Below are 14356 nucleotides of genomic sequence, written 5' to 3'. Positions count from 1 at the left end.
ACACTCGGTCTATACAACCTTACCCGTCAAAATCGCCTGTACTTCGATTTCAACGAGCAGGGCAGGATCAATTAGGGCCTTGACTTCTACCATGGTAGCTACCGGGCAAATGTCACGGAAAAATTCACCGTGAGCTCTGCCGATCTCTTCCCATTTGGTTATGTCTGTGACGAACATTCTTGTTCGAACAACATCGGACATGTTGGCCCCCACTTCGTGAAGCGCATCAGAAATTACCTGCAGAATATATGTAGTTTGAGCGTAAGCGTCATTTTCGCCGACCACTTTACCATCGCGCATCGCTGTTGTACCCGCAACCTCGACTTGATTGCCAACTCGTATCGCTCGGCAATAGCCTACCAACGGCTCCCAAGGCGATCCTGTAGTTACACGAACTCGCTCGGTCATTGTATCCCACTCCCTCTATATCATTCCAAAGTTATCATTAGAGCTTCTTATAATAAATAACAGTTGTGTGGTAGCTTCCATCTGCGGACTTGGCGAATTCCGGAATCCGTCCAGCTTCCACATACCCATTCGATTGGTACAACAAGTTGGAAGGATCTCCTTCTCTCGTATCAAGCACCAGCAGGCTTCGTTCTTCATGATGCGCGCAATCTTCCACAACTCGCAACACCCCCTTGGCAATTCCCATTCTGCGCTGGGAAGGGTGCACCATCAACTTCGCCACTTCCGCACGATGAAGAGCATTTGGCTTTTGAGCGAGATGAAGCTGGATTGTACCGCACACCTGATTATCAACTAGCGCAACCCACAGGCGCACCTCCGGCTGCAATACCGCTGCCCAATAATCGTCAGCCATCTTGCGATCCAGTGGAGGGAGGAATCCTATTGATGCACCATCATTCACGACGTCCAATAACAACGTTGATAGCCCTTGAAGCACTTCTCCATCCAACTGCTCTATCTCTTTAATTTGAACACGACTGTCCATAGACTTCCACTCCGTTCGTTGTCATAAATCTTAAGAACATGCTCCACAATTGCTTCCACAATACCTCTTGATATCTATTATTATCCACCCCAATAGAACCTGTCAAAGCAAGAAACGCTACAAAAATACCATTCTTTCTGCGAGTCCCTCCCTTTACTTCAACCGTTCCGGTAGGTATAATTCGAACCAATGTTCCATTGGTCAACCGATGAAGTCGCGCAAAGGAGGAGTAAGCAAGATGTCTGCAATCATGAGCCCCTACGATCTAATCGTCTATTTTGGCTCTGATCATGTATCTTTTCTCACGAACAAAGTAGATGCGGACAATCACAGCCATAACTATATTCAGATTACGATCGGCCTTGAAGAAGATGTAGCGATAACGGTAGACGGAGTCGCCTATCAAGCTTCCGGCTTAATCTTGCATTCTAACATCGTTCATGAACTGCAAGGCCATGGACAGTGGCAATGGTATATGCTCATCAACCCTGAATCTGCATTCGGTGAGCATCTGAAGAGAACCTACTTACAGCACTCACCGATTTATATTCTAACAAGCAATCAAATCGAGGAACTGCAGCAGCTTGCAATCCAGCATTTATTTTCGCTACAGCAAGCAATGGAATACGACCAGATTTGGAACAAGTGCAAGCACATATTGAAAATGACGGATGACAATCTGCCGCCTATTCTTGACGCACGAGTTCATCACATCATGCAAGCACTAGAGAGCATTTCTCTCCCTCAATTGACTGTAAAAACACTCAGTAAGAAAGTATTTCTGTCCGAGAGCAGACTATCTCATCTATTCAAAGACAAGATCGGCATATCACTCGCCAGCTATATCGTTCATCATAAATTAGAACACGCATTCCATGCTGTCTTTAGCGGAAAATCTTTAACAGACGCAGCAATGGAAGCGGGCTTTAATAGCCCTTCCCACTTCTCTAAGACCGTTCGAGACAAACTTGGCATGACTGCTCGTACAATTGTTCAACATAGCAGATATTTGAAAGTATGAATTCCTCCTCTCCTTTATAGTTGAAGGGGAAGGAGGAATGACCATGACAACCTATTTAGAAGCAACGGCATTAGTTGATTACAACCATCCATCGATTCAGAAGCTTATCATAGAGCGATCCTGGAAAGAGGCTAAAGAGTACGATAAGATTCGTGATATATACGATTATGTGCGCAACCAGATCAAGTTCGGTTACAACCGTGGCGACGATATTCCCGCTTCGGAGGTATTAGCAGATGGATATGGCCAGTGCAATACGAAGAGCATCCTGCTAATGGCCTTGCTGCGTGGAGTCGGCATCCCTTGCCGCATTCACGGCTTCTATATCGATAAGAAAATGCAAAAAGGAGCATTGACTGGCATCATCTATACATTCGCTCCCCGCAATATCGTTCATGCCTGGACAGAAGTTCATTTCCAAGGCAAATGGCTCGCACTTGAAGGAGTCATTATCGATGATATGTACCTTCATCAAGTAAAAGATAGACTGTGCAGCTACAACGATGGTCATATCGGATACGGTATAGCAGTGAAAGACGTGAAGAACATCAACTTATGCTGGCGTGGCGACAGCACCTATATTCAGAACTTCTCGATTACGGAGGATTTAGGCTACTACGATAACCCAGATGAATTCTTCGCGGCATACAACAATACGAAGAGTCGGTTTAAGAAAGCCATGTTGAATCTGCTTCGCAAGCGGGTAAATCGACGCACCGACGCATTACGGGGAGGCAAACTATAATTAGCAACTATACCTGACCCCAAACATAAATAGCCTATCCCCAAAGAGAGTAGGCTTAGATGCAACCTCAACACCCGTGCCCGCATTGCTTCGGGATAGCAAGCAGTGCGGGCATTACGTCATCGATGATGCAACAAGATCTCACCATTACATTCTGCACGAAATCGCGCTTGGAATTGCTCGGCGAAGATCATCTTCTGATCGTAAATATCTTTGGACAATTCATAGTTCAGCGCTTCTCGCGAGCTAGCTACATACTCGGCATAGTTCTCACTATCCCACAATTGAATGGCGTCGAATACATTTTCTTCGTTATTCCCGCTGTATACGAATTTCAACCATATCTCCATGGAACCGAAATGATCCAGTATATCTGCATCCTGAACCAGCTTCATATAATAAGGCAATTCAGGAGAATCAGCTTGCTTCCGCGTATTATGGTGTCTGATAATTTCTGAAATACCTGCGTGTTCCTCTGCTGAACATGCGCCGTTCAGCAAGGTATGCACAAGTTCGGCTCCAGTAAGATGATGCGGCTCAATCCCTTTCGTTACGTCATGGAACAAGGCGCCCGCATAGATGATGTCATCCATTGTCGATTCGTTCGGAAAGAGACTCTTCCGCAAATGCATGGCTAGATTCGCCACACGTTGACCATGATAGTAAATGAATCCGCGTTCTCGACTGAGATGAGATTTTCGCTTGCTCATTGTCTTTCTTGCAATCTCTTTCACTTCATTCATATCCATAAGACCATCTCCCCCATTAACGACTACTCGCAATTCAAATCACTAACATCATACAGTCGAGATTAGTAGGCAATCTGGATGTATTGATACATCAGTCCAGTAACCACAGAGAGAATCAATGGCTCATTTTCCCATACTAGTCTATTATAGAATTGCCTTTCTCTCAACAGAAAAAGCCGTACATCACAAATCATGGATTCGTCGTACGGCTCATATGTACTTACAAGAATACAAGTATATATAGACGGAAGTATTACGTCTCATGCCCGTATTGAAGCAAGGTCGCAACCACGTCTCTACGTTCCCTGTAATTATCGTAAGCCTCCTCGGCTCTTGCTACCGGATACACATGGGTGATCAATTTCTTCATCGAAATGCGTCCATCAGCGAGCAGCCGTATGTAGGCTTCGAGATTTCTCCCCTCCGTCCAACGCACATGACCGATCGGGTAATCTCGATTCTCCTGCTCATATTGCTTGTCATACCGACCGGGTCCTCCTGCCCTTGAAATGAGAACTTGAGCCTCCTTCTGGAACATAAGCTCTCTGGAATAGTCCATCGACAGATCGCCAACAATGACCACCTTCCCCCGATCTCGAATCCATGTCAGCGCACTGTTCGTCACTGCCTCACCCGATCCACTCACACAGAGCAATACGGCATCTGCTCCCGCCTCTCCAACCACTTCAGACAATTCCAGTTCCATTAGCCTTTGATCCGCATACACTTGGTCTAACCCGTGCTGTCTGAGCATCTCTGCCCTGCGGGCGTCTGTATCCAGTGCAACCGTTCGATAGGCGGCAGCATGAGCGATCTGCGCGATCAAATTGCCTAATGTCCCGAGGCCGACGATGACGGCAGATTCCCCGAATCGTAAGTCAGCTACACGCAGCGCATGCACCGCAATAGCACCTAACCCCCCGAACGCGGCTTCCTTCGGATCTACCTTATCCGGCACAAGTGCGATCAAATTCGTGGGAACAGTCAGCCACTCCGCATGACATACGTACGGCGCTCCATAGCAGGCCACCCGCTGCCCAACCAAATCACAGCTCACACCATCCCCTACCTGCTCAACGATGCCAACTGCACTATATCCCAATAGGATCCGCGACTCCGATGAACAGTTCACCATACTCAGCTCCGTGCCCGGACTGATTGCTGAATATTCCGTTCGAATTCTGACATGTCCATACTCCAGTTTCTTGGGTTCCAATTCAGCAATGACAATTGTGCCGGATTGTGTCGCCACAGCCTTCACTTCAATCCCCCCAATCGTTAACCTGTCTGCCGTTTTCGATACTCACTAGGCGATATTCCGTAATATTTCTTAAATGTGGTAGCAAATGTTGACGCATTCAAATATCCTGTCTTTTCTCCGATCTCAGTTACCGAATATGAGGTATGCTTCAGCAGTTCTCTGGCATGGGCTAGTCGCACCTTGTTCAAGTAATCCACATAATTGATATCAAACGTTTTTTTGAAATAACTAGAGAAGTATTTCGGCGAGGTATGGAAGACTTCTGCAATATAATCCAAATACAAATTCTCCATATAATGAAGCTCGATATATTGTGCAATGTAAGCAGGATTCAATTTATTTGTCGGCTCACTCTTGCACTGCTTTGCCAAAAATGCAGCAACCTTAATAAGCGCCTGCTTCATCTCCGTATATCGATTCGCCCGTGAAATGCTTCGAAGAAAATCCCCTTCAAGCTTGCTCCATTCCGCCTGTTCCAGCGACGGATTGCCGATCATGCGGAACAAATCATAGAACATCGCTTGCGCCACGTGCACCATCTGATGCATATGAATATTCCGCTTGTTGTTCGCTTCGAATGTATCTTCTATGATTTGGACGGCATCTTCCAGCCTTCCGCATAGCACATAGTTGGAGAGCTTCTCCATTTTGTCCAGCGGATAGTACATATTATAGGTGTATCGTATCTGTTCTGCATCCATCACAGGTTCATCGTTGCTTACCGACCGATGTGACATCCCATGGCTTACATCTTGAAAAGCGCGTTTCCAATGTACCTCATCAGTGCTGTACATACTGCTTACACAAGCCCCTACTTCATAGCGGCTCAGCTCATTATTTCCTGCAGCAGCAATGTAAGCACGAAGCTGTTTGAATAGTGTACGCCTAGTTAAAGGCTGATCCAATCCAATCCACGCGACAAATTGCAGCTTATCGGCATGAAATAGAAGTGCCTCTATCGACTCTCGCTTCAATCCAGCAGCAATACGTGATTCCAGCTCATCGACATGGATACGCTCCTGTGACTCCGCTTCCTCCTTAGGCAGCAGCTGGATCAGAACCATCACAAATTGTTTCTTCACAGTGCTTTCTGGGAAGTATTTGCGGATAAGCTGCTCCGATTCACTTGGATCTGCATACTCATCAATCGCTCGAAGGAAGGCAGTTCTTCGATTTTCTACACGTACGACTTCAAGTTGCTCTCTGAGCTTACCGTTGTCTAATTGGAGCACACGAATAGCCTTATGAATATTGCGAATATCATTTCCTTTACTCGTTTCCATTCCCAGCTGCTGAATGATGTTACGGATGGGTCGGTATAAGTACATACTGAGCAAGTAAGATAAAGTGACAGCTCCAATTATGGCCGTGATCATGATCGTAAGATTCGCACTGCTTACGGAGTTGATGTTCTTAAACTTATAAGGAATTTTATTGATATACATAAATCCGTTGTACGTCGATTTGTAGAAATTGTACTCGAAATCCTTGCCCGTGATCGTCCCTTCCGAATTGAAATTAGAGGTTAACTGATTCCATACCTCTACCAAGTCAAAATCATCATTCGTGCTGAGTATCACATTGCGATTCGAATCAAGCACAATAAATGATGCACCAGGTATAATAGCAGTTTGGTCAACGAATTTCATCCACTTTTCGGCACTAATCAAAAACATGATATGTTTATCAGAAAGACGAAATTTATTGCCTCCCACCATAATCAGCAGTTTCTTTTCTTGCAATGTCGTACCGCTGTTCATGACCTTGTATGTATCGGCCGGAAAGACTTTCGATTCATGCGGCATGGACATAAAGCGCTTCCAATACGCTGCATTGTAGATGGAATGTACATATTTTTGCTCAAATAGCTCTCCTAAATCAGTCGTACCGTGCAAAGTTATTGCAAGATTCGAATTGTCATGAAATACAATAATATCTTCGATAAAATCAGCTTTGGAGACGAGTGCGGTAACATTTTTCTGTAAATCGTACACCTTCGCCATATCCAAGCTTCCATCACTATTTACAATGTTGTTATAGGGTAAGGAGTGAATGGAATGATTCATGCTGTCTAGGGACCTGAAGCTGTTATCGATCGATTGAATCATCGTTTTCACGACTAACGCATTATTTTGAGCTACTTCGTCATAGACTTCTGAGATGGAGTTCTTGTGTACAATATAGTTGGAGACAAACATGACCATGATCACGATTAACAAAGCCATGAAAATTTGAAGCAGGCCGACGTTCATCAATAATCTTTTCATCTCGCTCTTCCCCTTGTCATGTTCTCATACGCATGAAGCGATTCCAACTACATTCTACACCGTGATCAACTATCCCTTCTCCGCTCCTAGCATAACCCCCTTTGCAAAGTATTTCTGTGCAAAAGGATAAATAAGCAAGACGGGGATCATAGACAATACAATTGTCGCGTTCTTCATCGCCTGTGGAGCCAGAGCTGCACGATCTACGAGCGAAGCATCCGACTCTGCATTGAAGATGAGCATGTCTCGCAAGACAATCTGAAGCGGGAACATATCCTTGTCATTTAAATAAATTAACGGGAGGAAGAAGCTGTTCCAATGCCCCATAAAATAAAAGAGTCCAATCGACGCCAAGGCGGGCTTCGACAACGGGATTACGATGCTGAACAAGATGCGATACTCGGAAGCTCCATCGATTTTGGCCGCTTCCCGAATTTGGGACGACATGCTCTCATAGAAGCTCTTGAGTATGATGAGCTCAAATGTCCAGATTGCATTAGGCAGCACGAGTGCCCATACTGTATCAATTAAGCCCAGTCCTTTGACCACCATGAAAGTTGGAATAATACCTGCATTCAGGAACATCGTCAGCACGATCGCAAGCATCCAGAACTTTCTGCCAACAAAATTGCGCTGCGCTAATGGGTAAGCGGAAATGGCCGTAAACAACAGGTTGATGAATGTGCCAAGCGCCGTATAATAGATTGTATTCAGATACGCCCTTGGAATCTTGTCATCCTTCAGCACCTCAACGTAAGCATCTATATTGAAGCCCTTCGGAAACAGGGTTACTTCCCCTTGCAATACAGAAACCGTGTCACTAAATGAAATGACAGCAATATACCATACCGGATAAAGGGTACACACTGCAACGAGAAGCAATAGGATCGTATTGGCAACATTGAAGATCGACAGCTTACGTTCTCCTACCATAGACTGTTACCTCCAAATCGCTTACTTACATAGTTCGCTCCGAGCAGCATGACCAAAGCTACGGCAGATTCGAACATCCCAACAGCCGCTGCATAGCTGTAGCTTGATTCGAGGAAGCCCTTGCGGTACACATAGGTGGAGAACACGTCGGCGACACTATATGTCATTGGGTTGTACAGCAGCAGCACCTTTTCGTAACCGATTCTGAACATATTCCCCATATTTAAGATGAACATGACGACGATCGTCGGCATGATTCCTGGTATCGTAATATGCCGCATCATTTGCAGCCGCTTCGCACCATCTACCTTAGCTGCCTCATACAGCGAAGGATTAATACCGGCTACAGCCGCCAAATAGATAATCGCCTGATAACCCATCGTGGCCCAAATATCGGATATGACGTAGATCGGCCGAAACCATGCAGCATCAATCAAAAAATGCTTTTTTTCAAATCCGAAATAGGAAAGAACTTGATTGACGATCCCATTCGTTGGAGAGAGAAAGTCAATGATCATACTGCAAATAATGACTACTGATAGAAAGGAGGGTAAATAACTAAAGGTTTGAATCGATTTCTTAAACCATTTTACTCGAACTTCATTTAAGAAAACGGCAAATAGGATCGGAAACGCAAACCCGAATAGTAACGTGTAGAAGCCTAGCAGGAATGTATTTGTAAAGAGAATAAGAAAGTCCTGATTGCTGAAAAATTTAATAAAATGCTTCAGTCCTACCCATTTGCTATCGAATACACCTTTGTACACACTGTAATCCTTAAATGCGATGATCAACCCATACATGGGCCCGTATCGAAATATTGCGTAGAAGAGAATACAAGGAATAAAAAGCACAAGAAGCTGCTTATCGCGCTTGATATGCTTCCAGAAGTTCGCCCAACGCATGCGACTTGGCGTCATTGTTCGTTGGTGCTTAGTCTCAAGCTCTGATTGCTGCACAATTGTTCCCCCTTGAGGAATGGGCACCTGAATCAGAATCCAGGTGCCCCTCCGATTTCAAATGATCCGCAGCTTACTTGGAGTCAAAACGCTTTTGTGCTTCATTAAATATGGCAAGCATTTGATCAATCCCTGCTTTTTTCGCAGTGTTTTTCCAGTCCTCCCATTGCTTCTCACCATAGTTTTTATCCATCACATATTTCGAATTGAACTCTTCCGCTGCCTTCTGGATCGACGTCTGCAGCTCTGATAGAGTCGCAATTTCATCATCTGTGAAGTTAAGGGTTGGATCTAGCGGCTCTCTTCGATTATCATTCATGATTAGATCTTGCGCTTCCTGCTCTTTTTCCGAGAACTTGAAATAGACACTCTTCGGATTCGGTCGCAAATAGGCGCTTTCCTGCCACATCCCATAGCGATCCTCGAGAACACTAATATCCACTAGCGGCAGGTTAGCCAATTCTGGATACACAGGATATCCATCCTCACCCCACTTGAAGTTCACACCTTCTACACCAAGTGTCATTAAATCCCCGCCAGATGGACTTGTTAAGTAATCCAGCAACTTAAGCGCAACTTCCTTATTGTCGTTATCCGCTACTGCGATACCGAAGTCGCTAACCTCAGGCAGCGATCTTACGTGCCCCGTCGGACCAATTGGCAGTGCATATCGCAAGTTGTAATCGGGCATCGCACTCTTCACCTGGTTGTAGAACAGATCCAATCTGCCAATCCAGTCGAAAGTTACAAATGCCTTGTCTGTTGTCATTTTCGTTGTCCAAGAATCCTGCGTATTCGTTAAAAACTCAGGATCAAGCAGCCCTTCGTTGAACATCTTTTTCATGAAGTCAAGCATATCTTTGTGCGCATCCTGCACGGAGGCGAACTTCCAATTTCTATCTGCTTCATCATAATAAATTGGATAGTTCTCACCGCCTATTCCCCAACCATAAGACCAGTCTCCATAAATGTGTTCTTTCGTCTTAGAAGCGTAAGGATAACTGTTCGGATACAGCTCCTTCAATTTTTTCATAGCGGTGTAGAATTCATCTGTATTCGTCCATGGCTTGATGCCGTTCTTATCGAATATATCCTTTCTATACATGAAACCGTGATTGACGTCCCGATTCAACTTGTATATCGGCCATGAGTATAAGTTCCCGCTCTGATCGCCGAATGACTTGATTACCCACGGGTTTTCTTCCATGTACAGCTTCTTGAAGTTGGGCAGCATATCGACATGCTCATTAATGGCCACAACACCGCCCTGCTTGCCTATATCCTTCAGTTCGGCACCCTTTAATCCATTGAAAATATCTGGAAGCTTCCCGGAGGCAACGGTCGTTCTCAACTTATCCTCGTAAGTCTGGCTGGAGTATGTCTGAAACACCACCTTAATGCCTGTTCGCTTCTCAATTTCCTTGACGACGAGCATTTCATTCGTGATGGAGACATTACCAGGATGCATCCATGTTAACGTTACAGGCTTATCAACGATCGGAAGCTTCAGCCCGCCCGTATCCCCATATTGCTCACTATCCCCCGTGACTGTAGAACCGGAACCTGCATTACCACTGTTACTGCTGTTATTGTTGGAATTTGTGCTGCTTTCTTGACTGCTTGCACTCCCTCCGCCTCCGCATGCCGCAAGAAGCGTGAAGACCATTGTCATCATAATGACAACACTTATGACTCTTTTTGACATTGCGATCATTTCCCCCTTTGTATTGTTGCGCATTCCCTACTGGCAGCTTCCAACTTAATTCTCTCTCAGTATAAGAAGCAGTCACCATTTAATAAATAAAGCGTTTTCATAAATTGTTCTAATAGACCCTCCTCGGGATAAAAGTTCACATAAAACCCTTATGCACCACGGATTTCCCCCGAGTGGAAAATGATAAAGTGGTTGAATTTGATGAAATACAGTTAATGTTTATTCCAGCCATTCCTGTAGATAGGCTGCAACGAATTCGTCATCATGAAGATGCGAATATTGTCTATATACTCGATCGATTTCGTCCGCTTGCCCAGCAGAAAGCGTCTCATTCGGATTCAGGCACCAAATGCCCTTGAGCAGCCCTTGGCGGCGCAGCACTTCATGAATCCCTGGAATACATCCATGAAATTGATGCGCAGTATCGAAAAATGCAGCATTGCAGTCTGTAATCTGGATGTTCCTAGTTAACCATTCCCCAGAGATTTCGCCGCGTTCTCTCTCCTTCTTGATCTCCTCCAGTAATTCGACTGCTTTCTTCGTCCATACAGCCCAATGGCCGAGAAGACCGCCCACAATACTCTTCTCAATTGACTGCCCTCTCACATCGAAGCGGTACGTTGTAAGCAGATCATTAACAATGTTATCGTCATTCCCTGTGTACAATGCAATCTCATCTCTTCTGTCAGAATAGCATACCGCTCGTACAACATCGATGGTCTGATAGCGATTGAAGGGAGCCATTTTGATTGCTACTACATTCGGGATATCCGCGAATTTGCGCCAAAAATCAAAGCTGAGGACACGTCCTCCAACAGACGGCTGCAGATAGAATCCGATTATCGGCATAATAGCAGAAACCCGTTCAGTACGTTCAAGCAATTCCTCTTCACTCATGCTGGAGAGTCCGCCCATGCTTAGCAATGTGGCATCATACCCCACCTGATGTGCCAGTTCCGCTTCCCTCATCGCTTGTTCAGTACTGCCGCATACACCGGCAATCTTAATAAAAGGACGTTCTATGTTAGCTCGTTCTACCTCTTCAACGGCCATGCGCAATACCCTCCCAAATAAATCATGCTTAGGGTCGCGAATCTCAAATTGTGTGGAATGAACTCCTACTGCGATTCCACCTGCTCCAGATGCAATGTAATACCTCGTCAACGCGCGCTGATGGCGTTCGTCCAGCTGACGCTCCTCATTGAGTGCAAGTGGATGCGCGGGAATAACTAAGCCCTGATGGAGAGCCTCATGCAGCGTGTTCGAAAGCTTATTGCGTGTCAGCATCAGAATTTCCCACCTCTCTCCTGAAAATGAGTAGGTTTATTCCATGTTGCCCCTCCAGATTGAACCCATTCCACCACCCAGTCGATCATCTGCAGTAGTGATACAGATGGATACCCGAAGCGTTGATGTGACTTGGATGCGTTATTCAACAAGGCCAGTTCTGCTTCCTCGCCTTGATATTGCACGCTTTTATTGAATCGCATGGCGAACTGCTCTGCAGCCCATCTCACCGACATTGTCTCCGGCCCTGTGATGTTCATGATGGTCGGCGGACTCGTGCATTCCGTCAAGGAGCGAAGAGCCATTGCGTTCGCATCCCCTTGCCAGATTACATTTGCATGCCCCATACTCAGATTAATCGAACTCCCTTCCATCACAGATTTAGCTATTTCTAACAAGACACCGTAACGGAGATCAATCGCATAGTTCAATCTGTAGAACAGCATTGGGGTATTGTTTTTATGGGCATGGTATTCGAAGATTCGCTCTCGACCTAATGTGGACTGCGCATACTCACCGATTGGTTCTGGTGATACAGACTCATCAGCCCCTCCGCTGCCGATCGGCATGAATGGATAGATATTACCAGAGGAGAACACAACAATGCGAGAGTCCTTGTACTTCTCGGCCACTCTTCCAGGCAGATACACATTCATTGCCCATGTAAAATGCTCCCTTCCCGTAGTGCCGAATTTATTGCCCGCCATATAGATCACGTTCGATGCATGTGGAAGCTTGAACAATTCTCCATCATGAAGGAGATCGCATGCAATCGTCTCAACTCCCGCTTCCTCTAGTTCGCGCTGTACATCGCCTCCAGTGAACCGAGATACTCCGATCACCCGCTTGTTCAGCCCGCCCTTTCGAACCGCATTAACTGCCAGCTTAGCGAGACTTGGCCCCATTTTCCCTCCTACACCAAGAATAACAATATCTCCGTCGACTTTCGCCAGATCTTGAATACATTCATCTGAAGGCTCAGCTAGTCTCTTCTCCAGTTCAAGCACAGATTTCATATCCATCATCCCCCTTCTGGATTTATTCGATTTCACCATCTACGTATGGAACCTGATCCTGCGAAACCGACAAGCTTCCATGAAACCATATATATACCAGACAGAAGATCGTGTATATCATGCTTTTTCCCACATCTTACGTATTTCTGGATAAGAGTATCTCCCAATGTTGTACAGCCTAACTCTCGGGTGATTATGTAGGTTGAAAATCATCAAGTAGACGAAATAAATAAAGTGACTCACAATCGATGGGCACGGGGCGCATGGATCAGTCACTTTATTAAAGAGGCAGAAATAATGGGTTTTTCTCATGGTAGGATCTTATAACTCAACTTTCGCCGAACAGAAATTGCCATGAAAGCTTATCGTCATAGATTTCTACGAGATTAATTTGCTTTTCGAAAAATAGAAAAACACCGCTTCGCATTTTAAAAATTATGTAGTACTATCTAACGGTGTTGAGTTCTCTACCGATTTGAAGGAATCCGGGAAGGCTGCCATGAAAACGATCATCTCCTCGTTAATTGTCATCCCGAATACGGCTGTCAGAACCGGATGAAGGAAAAACGCTTCTGCTACCGTGCGATTCAAATCTGTACTATAGGGAACGAAACCGCCTTCTCCGGTTCGCTGAAGGTTTAATGCCATTGGGTCATTCCTAGAAAAATCGGTATCTTTGAGGCTAACCATTTTTCGGTCAGGATAGCGATTAGATGTAAAATGAATTTCCAAATTATTTATATCGTAAACCAAACTGAAAGCAGTATCTTCCCTTTGAATGGCCTGCAGCACATCGAAGGCAAATCCCATCTCAGCAACCTGCCTATCCAGATATGCTGCTGCCCGAATGAATCGTTCCATTGAATTCTGTTCGTAATCTCCGTATTCCACACGCCATTTCCCATCATAATCTTTCCAATCCCTAATCGCCTTAGGATATGACGTGTTCGCCATAACGGGCATCGGGAGTTCTTCTCCTTCGTAGATGGATAACACCCCATTCGCGAACTCGAAAATCGCGCAGCCCCCTATTTGATCGCAAGCCATATAGTGTAGCCGCGACGTCGGATTAACGATCATGACACGCCCCGCCTTATCCTTCACCTCTTGCACGGATGCGCATGTATCTAGCATAAGTTGAATCCACTGCAGCTCCCCTATAGCCGGTTGGTTCTGATCGTGGGGATAGCTGGACTGCCAGAATGTCGTTTGCTCTACCACAAGGCCTGCTTCATTCATCCCTCCGTTGGGCATTTCTTTGCCTACCTGTGATATCGTGATACTTCCATACTTGGAGACCCACTCCATCGGGCGGTTCGGTGGCATGACCAACGCTGACTTGGCTATTCCCCTGTGGTTCGTGAATAAGTAAGCTCCATCATACGGTACGTCCTGATTTTTACCAAGTAATCTCACACCCGTCTGGTTCATGTATACAGTTGTACTCAT

General features: G+C 45.4%; 13 protein-coding genes. 2 read left to right on the top strand and 11 right to left on the bottom strand.

Annotated features, from left to right (window positions below; all coding sequences use genetic code 11):
• Positions 1-9: 9 nt before the first annotated feature.
• Together BLS15_RS23295 and BLS15_RS23290 are read right to left on the bottom strand one after the other, a co-directional pair.
• Positions 10-408 carry a RidA family protein gene (locus BLS15_RS23295; protein WP_021255154.1) on the bottom strand — a complete coding sequence of 133 codons (399 nt, stop codon included), beginning with the start codon at positions 406-408 and terminating at the stop codon, positions 10-12.
• Positions 409-445: 37 nt separating this feature from the next.
• Positions 446-955: a GNAT family N-acetyltransferase gene (locus BLS15_RS23290; protein ID WP_090513947.1), complete on the bottom strand. Its 510-nt coding sequence runs from the start codon at positions 953-955 to the stop codon at positions 446-448.
• A 238-nt stretch (positions 956-1193) separates the two neighbouring features.
• Between BLS15_RS23290 and BLS15_RS23285 the strand changes: the two genes are divergently transcribed.
• Entirely contained in the window at positions 1194-1976 is a 783-nt protein-coding gene (locus BLS15_RS23285; RefSeq protein WP_090513944.1) for a helix-turn-helix domain-containing protein, read from the top strand.
• A gap of 43 nt (positions 1977-2019) precedes the next feature.
• Entirely contained in the window at positions 2020-2721 is a 702-nt protein-coding gene (locus BLS15_RS23280) for a transglutaminase-like domain-containing protein (RefSeq protein ID WP_028531577.1), read from the top strand.
• A 119-nt stretch (positions 2722-2840) separates the two neighbouring features.
• Here BLS15_RS23280 and BLS15_RS23275 read toward each other — a convergent pair whose 3' ends face one another.
• From BLS15_RS23275 to BLS15_RS23235, 9 genes are all read right to left on the bottom strand, one after another.
• Positions 2841-3470: an HD domain-containing protein gene (locus BLS15_RS23275; protein ID WP_028531578.1), complete on the bottom strand. Its 630-nt coding sequence runs from the start codon at positions 3468-3470 to the stop codon at positions 2841-2843.
• Between the two features lie 253 nt (positions 3471-3723).
• The gene (locus BLS15_RS23270) at positions 3724-4731 is read right to left on the bottom strand and encodes a zinc-dependent alcohol dehydrogenase (protein WP_021255159.1); all 1008 of its coding nucleotides are present in this window, start codon (positions 4729-4731) and stop codon (positions 3724-3726) included.
• 17 nt (positions 4732-4748) lie between these two features.
• Positions 4749-6998, bottom strand: coding sequence for a helix-turn-helix domain-containing protein (locus BLS15_RS23265; RefSeq protein ID WP_021255160.1), 2250 nt, complete (start codon positions 6996-6998; stop codon positions 4749-4751).
• 69 nt (positions 6999-7067) lie between these two features.
• The gene (locus tag BLS15_RS23260) at positions 7068-7931 is read right to left on the bottom strand and encodes a carbohydrate ABC transporter permease (protein WP_021255161.1); all 864 of its coding nucleotides are present in this window, start codon (positions 7929-7931) and stop codon (positions 7068-7070) included.
• Entirely contained in the window at positions 7925-8851 is a 927-nt protein-coding gene (locus BLS15_RS23255; RefSeq protein ID WP_051249960.1) for an ABC transporter permease, read from the bottom strand. Before BLS15_RS23255 ends, BLS15_RS23260 begins: the two co-directional genes overlap by 7 nt.
• Before the next feature lie 112 nt (positions 8852-8963).
• Positions 8964-10595, bottom strand: a complete 1632-nt coding sequence (locus BLS15_RS23250; RefSeq protein WP_090513941.1) for an extracellular solute-binding protein — start codon at positions 10593-10595, stop codon at positions 8964-8966.
• Between the two features lie 228 nt (positions 10596-10823).
• Complete coding sequence (locus tag BLS15_RS23245; RefSeq protein ID WP_051613996.1) at positions 10824-11891, bottom strand: dihydrodipicolinate synthase family protein; 1068 nt, start codon at positions 11889-11891, stop codon at positions 10824-10826.
• Positions 11891-12907: an NAD-dependent epimerase/dehydratase family protein gene (locus BLS15_RS23240; protein WP_021255165.1), complete on the bottom strand. Its 1017-nt coding sequence runs from the start codon at positions 12905-12907 to the stop codon at positions 11891-11893. Before BLS15_RS23240 ends, BLS15_RS23245 begins: the two co-directional genes overlap by 1 nt.
• 435 nt (positions 12908-13342) lie before the next feature.
• Positions 13343-14356, bottom strand: a complete 1014-nt coding sequence (locus BLS15_RS23235; RefSeq protein ID WP_021255166.1) for a linear amide C-N hydrolase — start codon at positions 14354-14356, stop codon at positions 13343-13345.

Origin of the sequence: Paenibacillus sp. cl6col (assembly GCF_900102125.1) — a bacterium.
GTDB lineage: Bacteria > Bacillota > Bacilli > Paenibacillales > Paenibacillaceae > Paenibacillus_B > Paenibacillus_B suaedae.
The sequence above is the reverse complement of the archived record's forward strand: the minus strand, read 5'-3'. Positions and strand labels throughout refer to the sequence as shown.

Coding starts and splice junctions, on each gene's coding strand:
- BLS15_RS23295 (WP_021255154.1), bottom strand. CDS start 408: ATGACCGAGCGAGTTCGTGTAACTACAGGATCGCCTTGGGAGCCGTTG.
- BLS15_RS23290 (WP_090513947.1), bottom strand. CDS start 955: ATGGACAGTCGTGTTCAAATTAAAGAGATAGAGCAGTTGGATGGAGAA.
- BLS15_RS23285 (WP_090513944.1), top strand. CDS start 1,194: ATGTCTGCAATCATGAGCCCCTACGATCTAATCGTCTATTTTGGCTCT.
- BLS15_RS23280 (WP_028531577.1), top strand. CDS start 2,020: ATGACAACCTATTTAGAAGCAACGGCATTAGTTGATTACAACCATCCA.
- BLS15_RS23275 (WP_028531578.1), bottom strand. CDS start 3,470: ATGGATATGAATGAAGTGAAAGAGATTGCAAGAAAGACAATGAGCAAG.
- BLS15_RS23265 (WP_021255160.1), bottom strand. CDS start 6,998: ATGAAAAGATTATTGATGAACGTCGGCCTGCTTCAAATTTTCATGGCT.
- BLS15_RS23260 (WP_021255161.1), bottom strand. CDS start 7,931: ATGGTAGGAGAACGTAAGCTGTCGATCTTCAATGTTGCCAATACGATC.
- BLS15_RS23255 (WP_051249960.1), bottom strand. CDS start 8,851: ATGACGCCAAGTCGCATGCGTTGGGCGAACTTCTGGAAGCATATCAAG.
- BLS15_RS23250 (WP_090513941.1), bottom strand. CDS start 10,595: ATGTCAAAAAGAGTCATAAGTGTTGTCATTATGATGACAATGGTCTTC.
- BLS15_RS23245 (WP_051613996.1), bottom strand. CDS start 11,891: ATGCTGACACGCAATAAGCTTTCGAACACGCTGCATGAGGCTCTCCAT.
- BLS15_RS23240 (WP_021255165.1), bottom strand. CDS start 12,907: ATGAAATCTGTGCTTGAACTGGAGAAGAGACTAGCTGAGCCTTCAGAT.
- BLS15_RS23235 (WP_021255166.1), bottom strand. CDS start 14,356: ATGAGTACAACTGTATACATGAACCAGACGGGTGTGAGATTACTTGGT.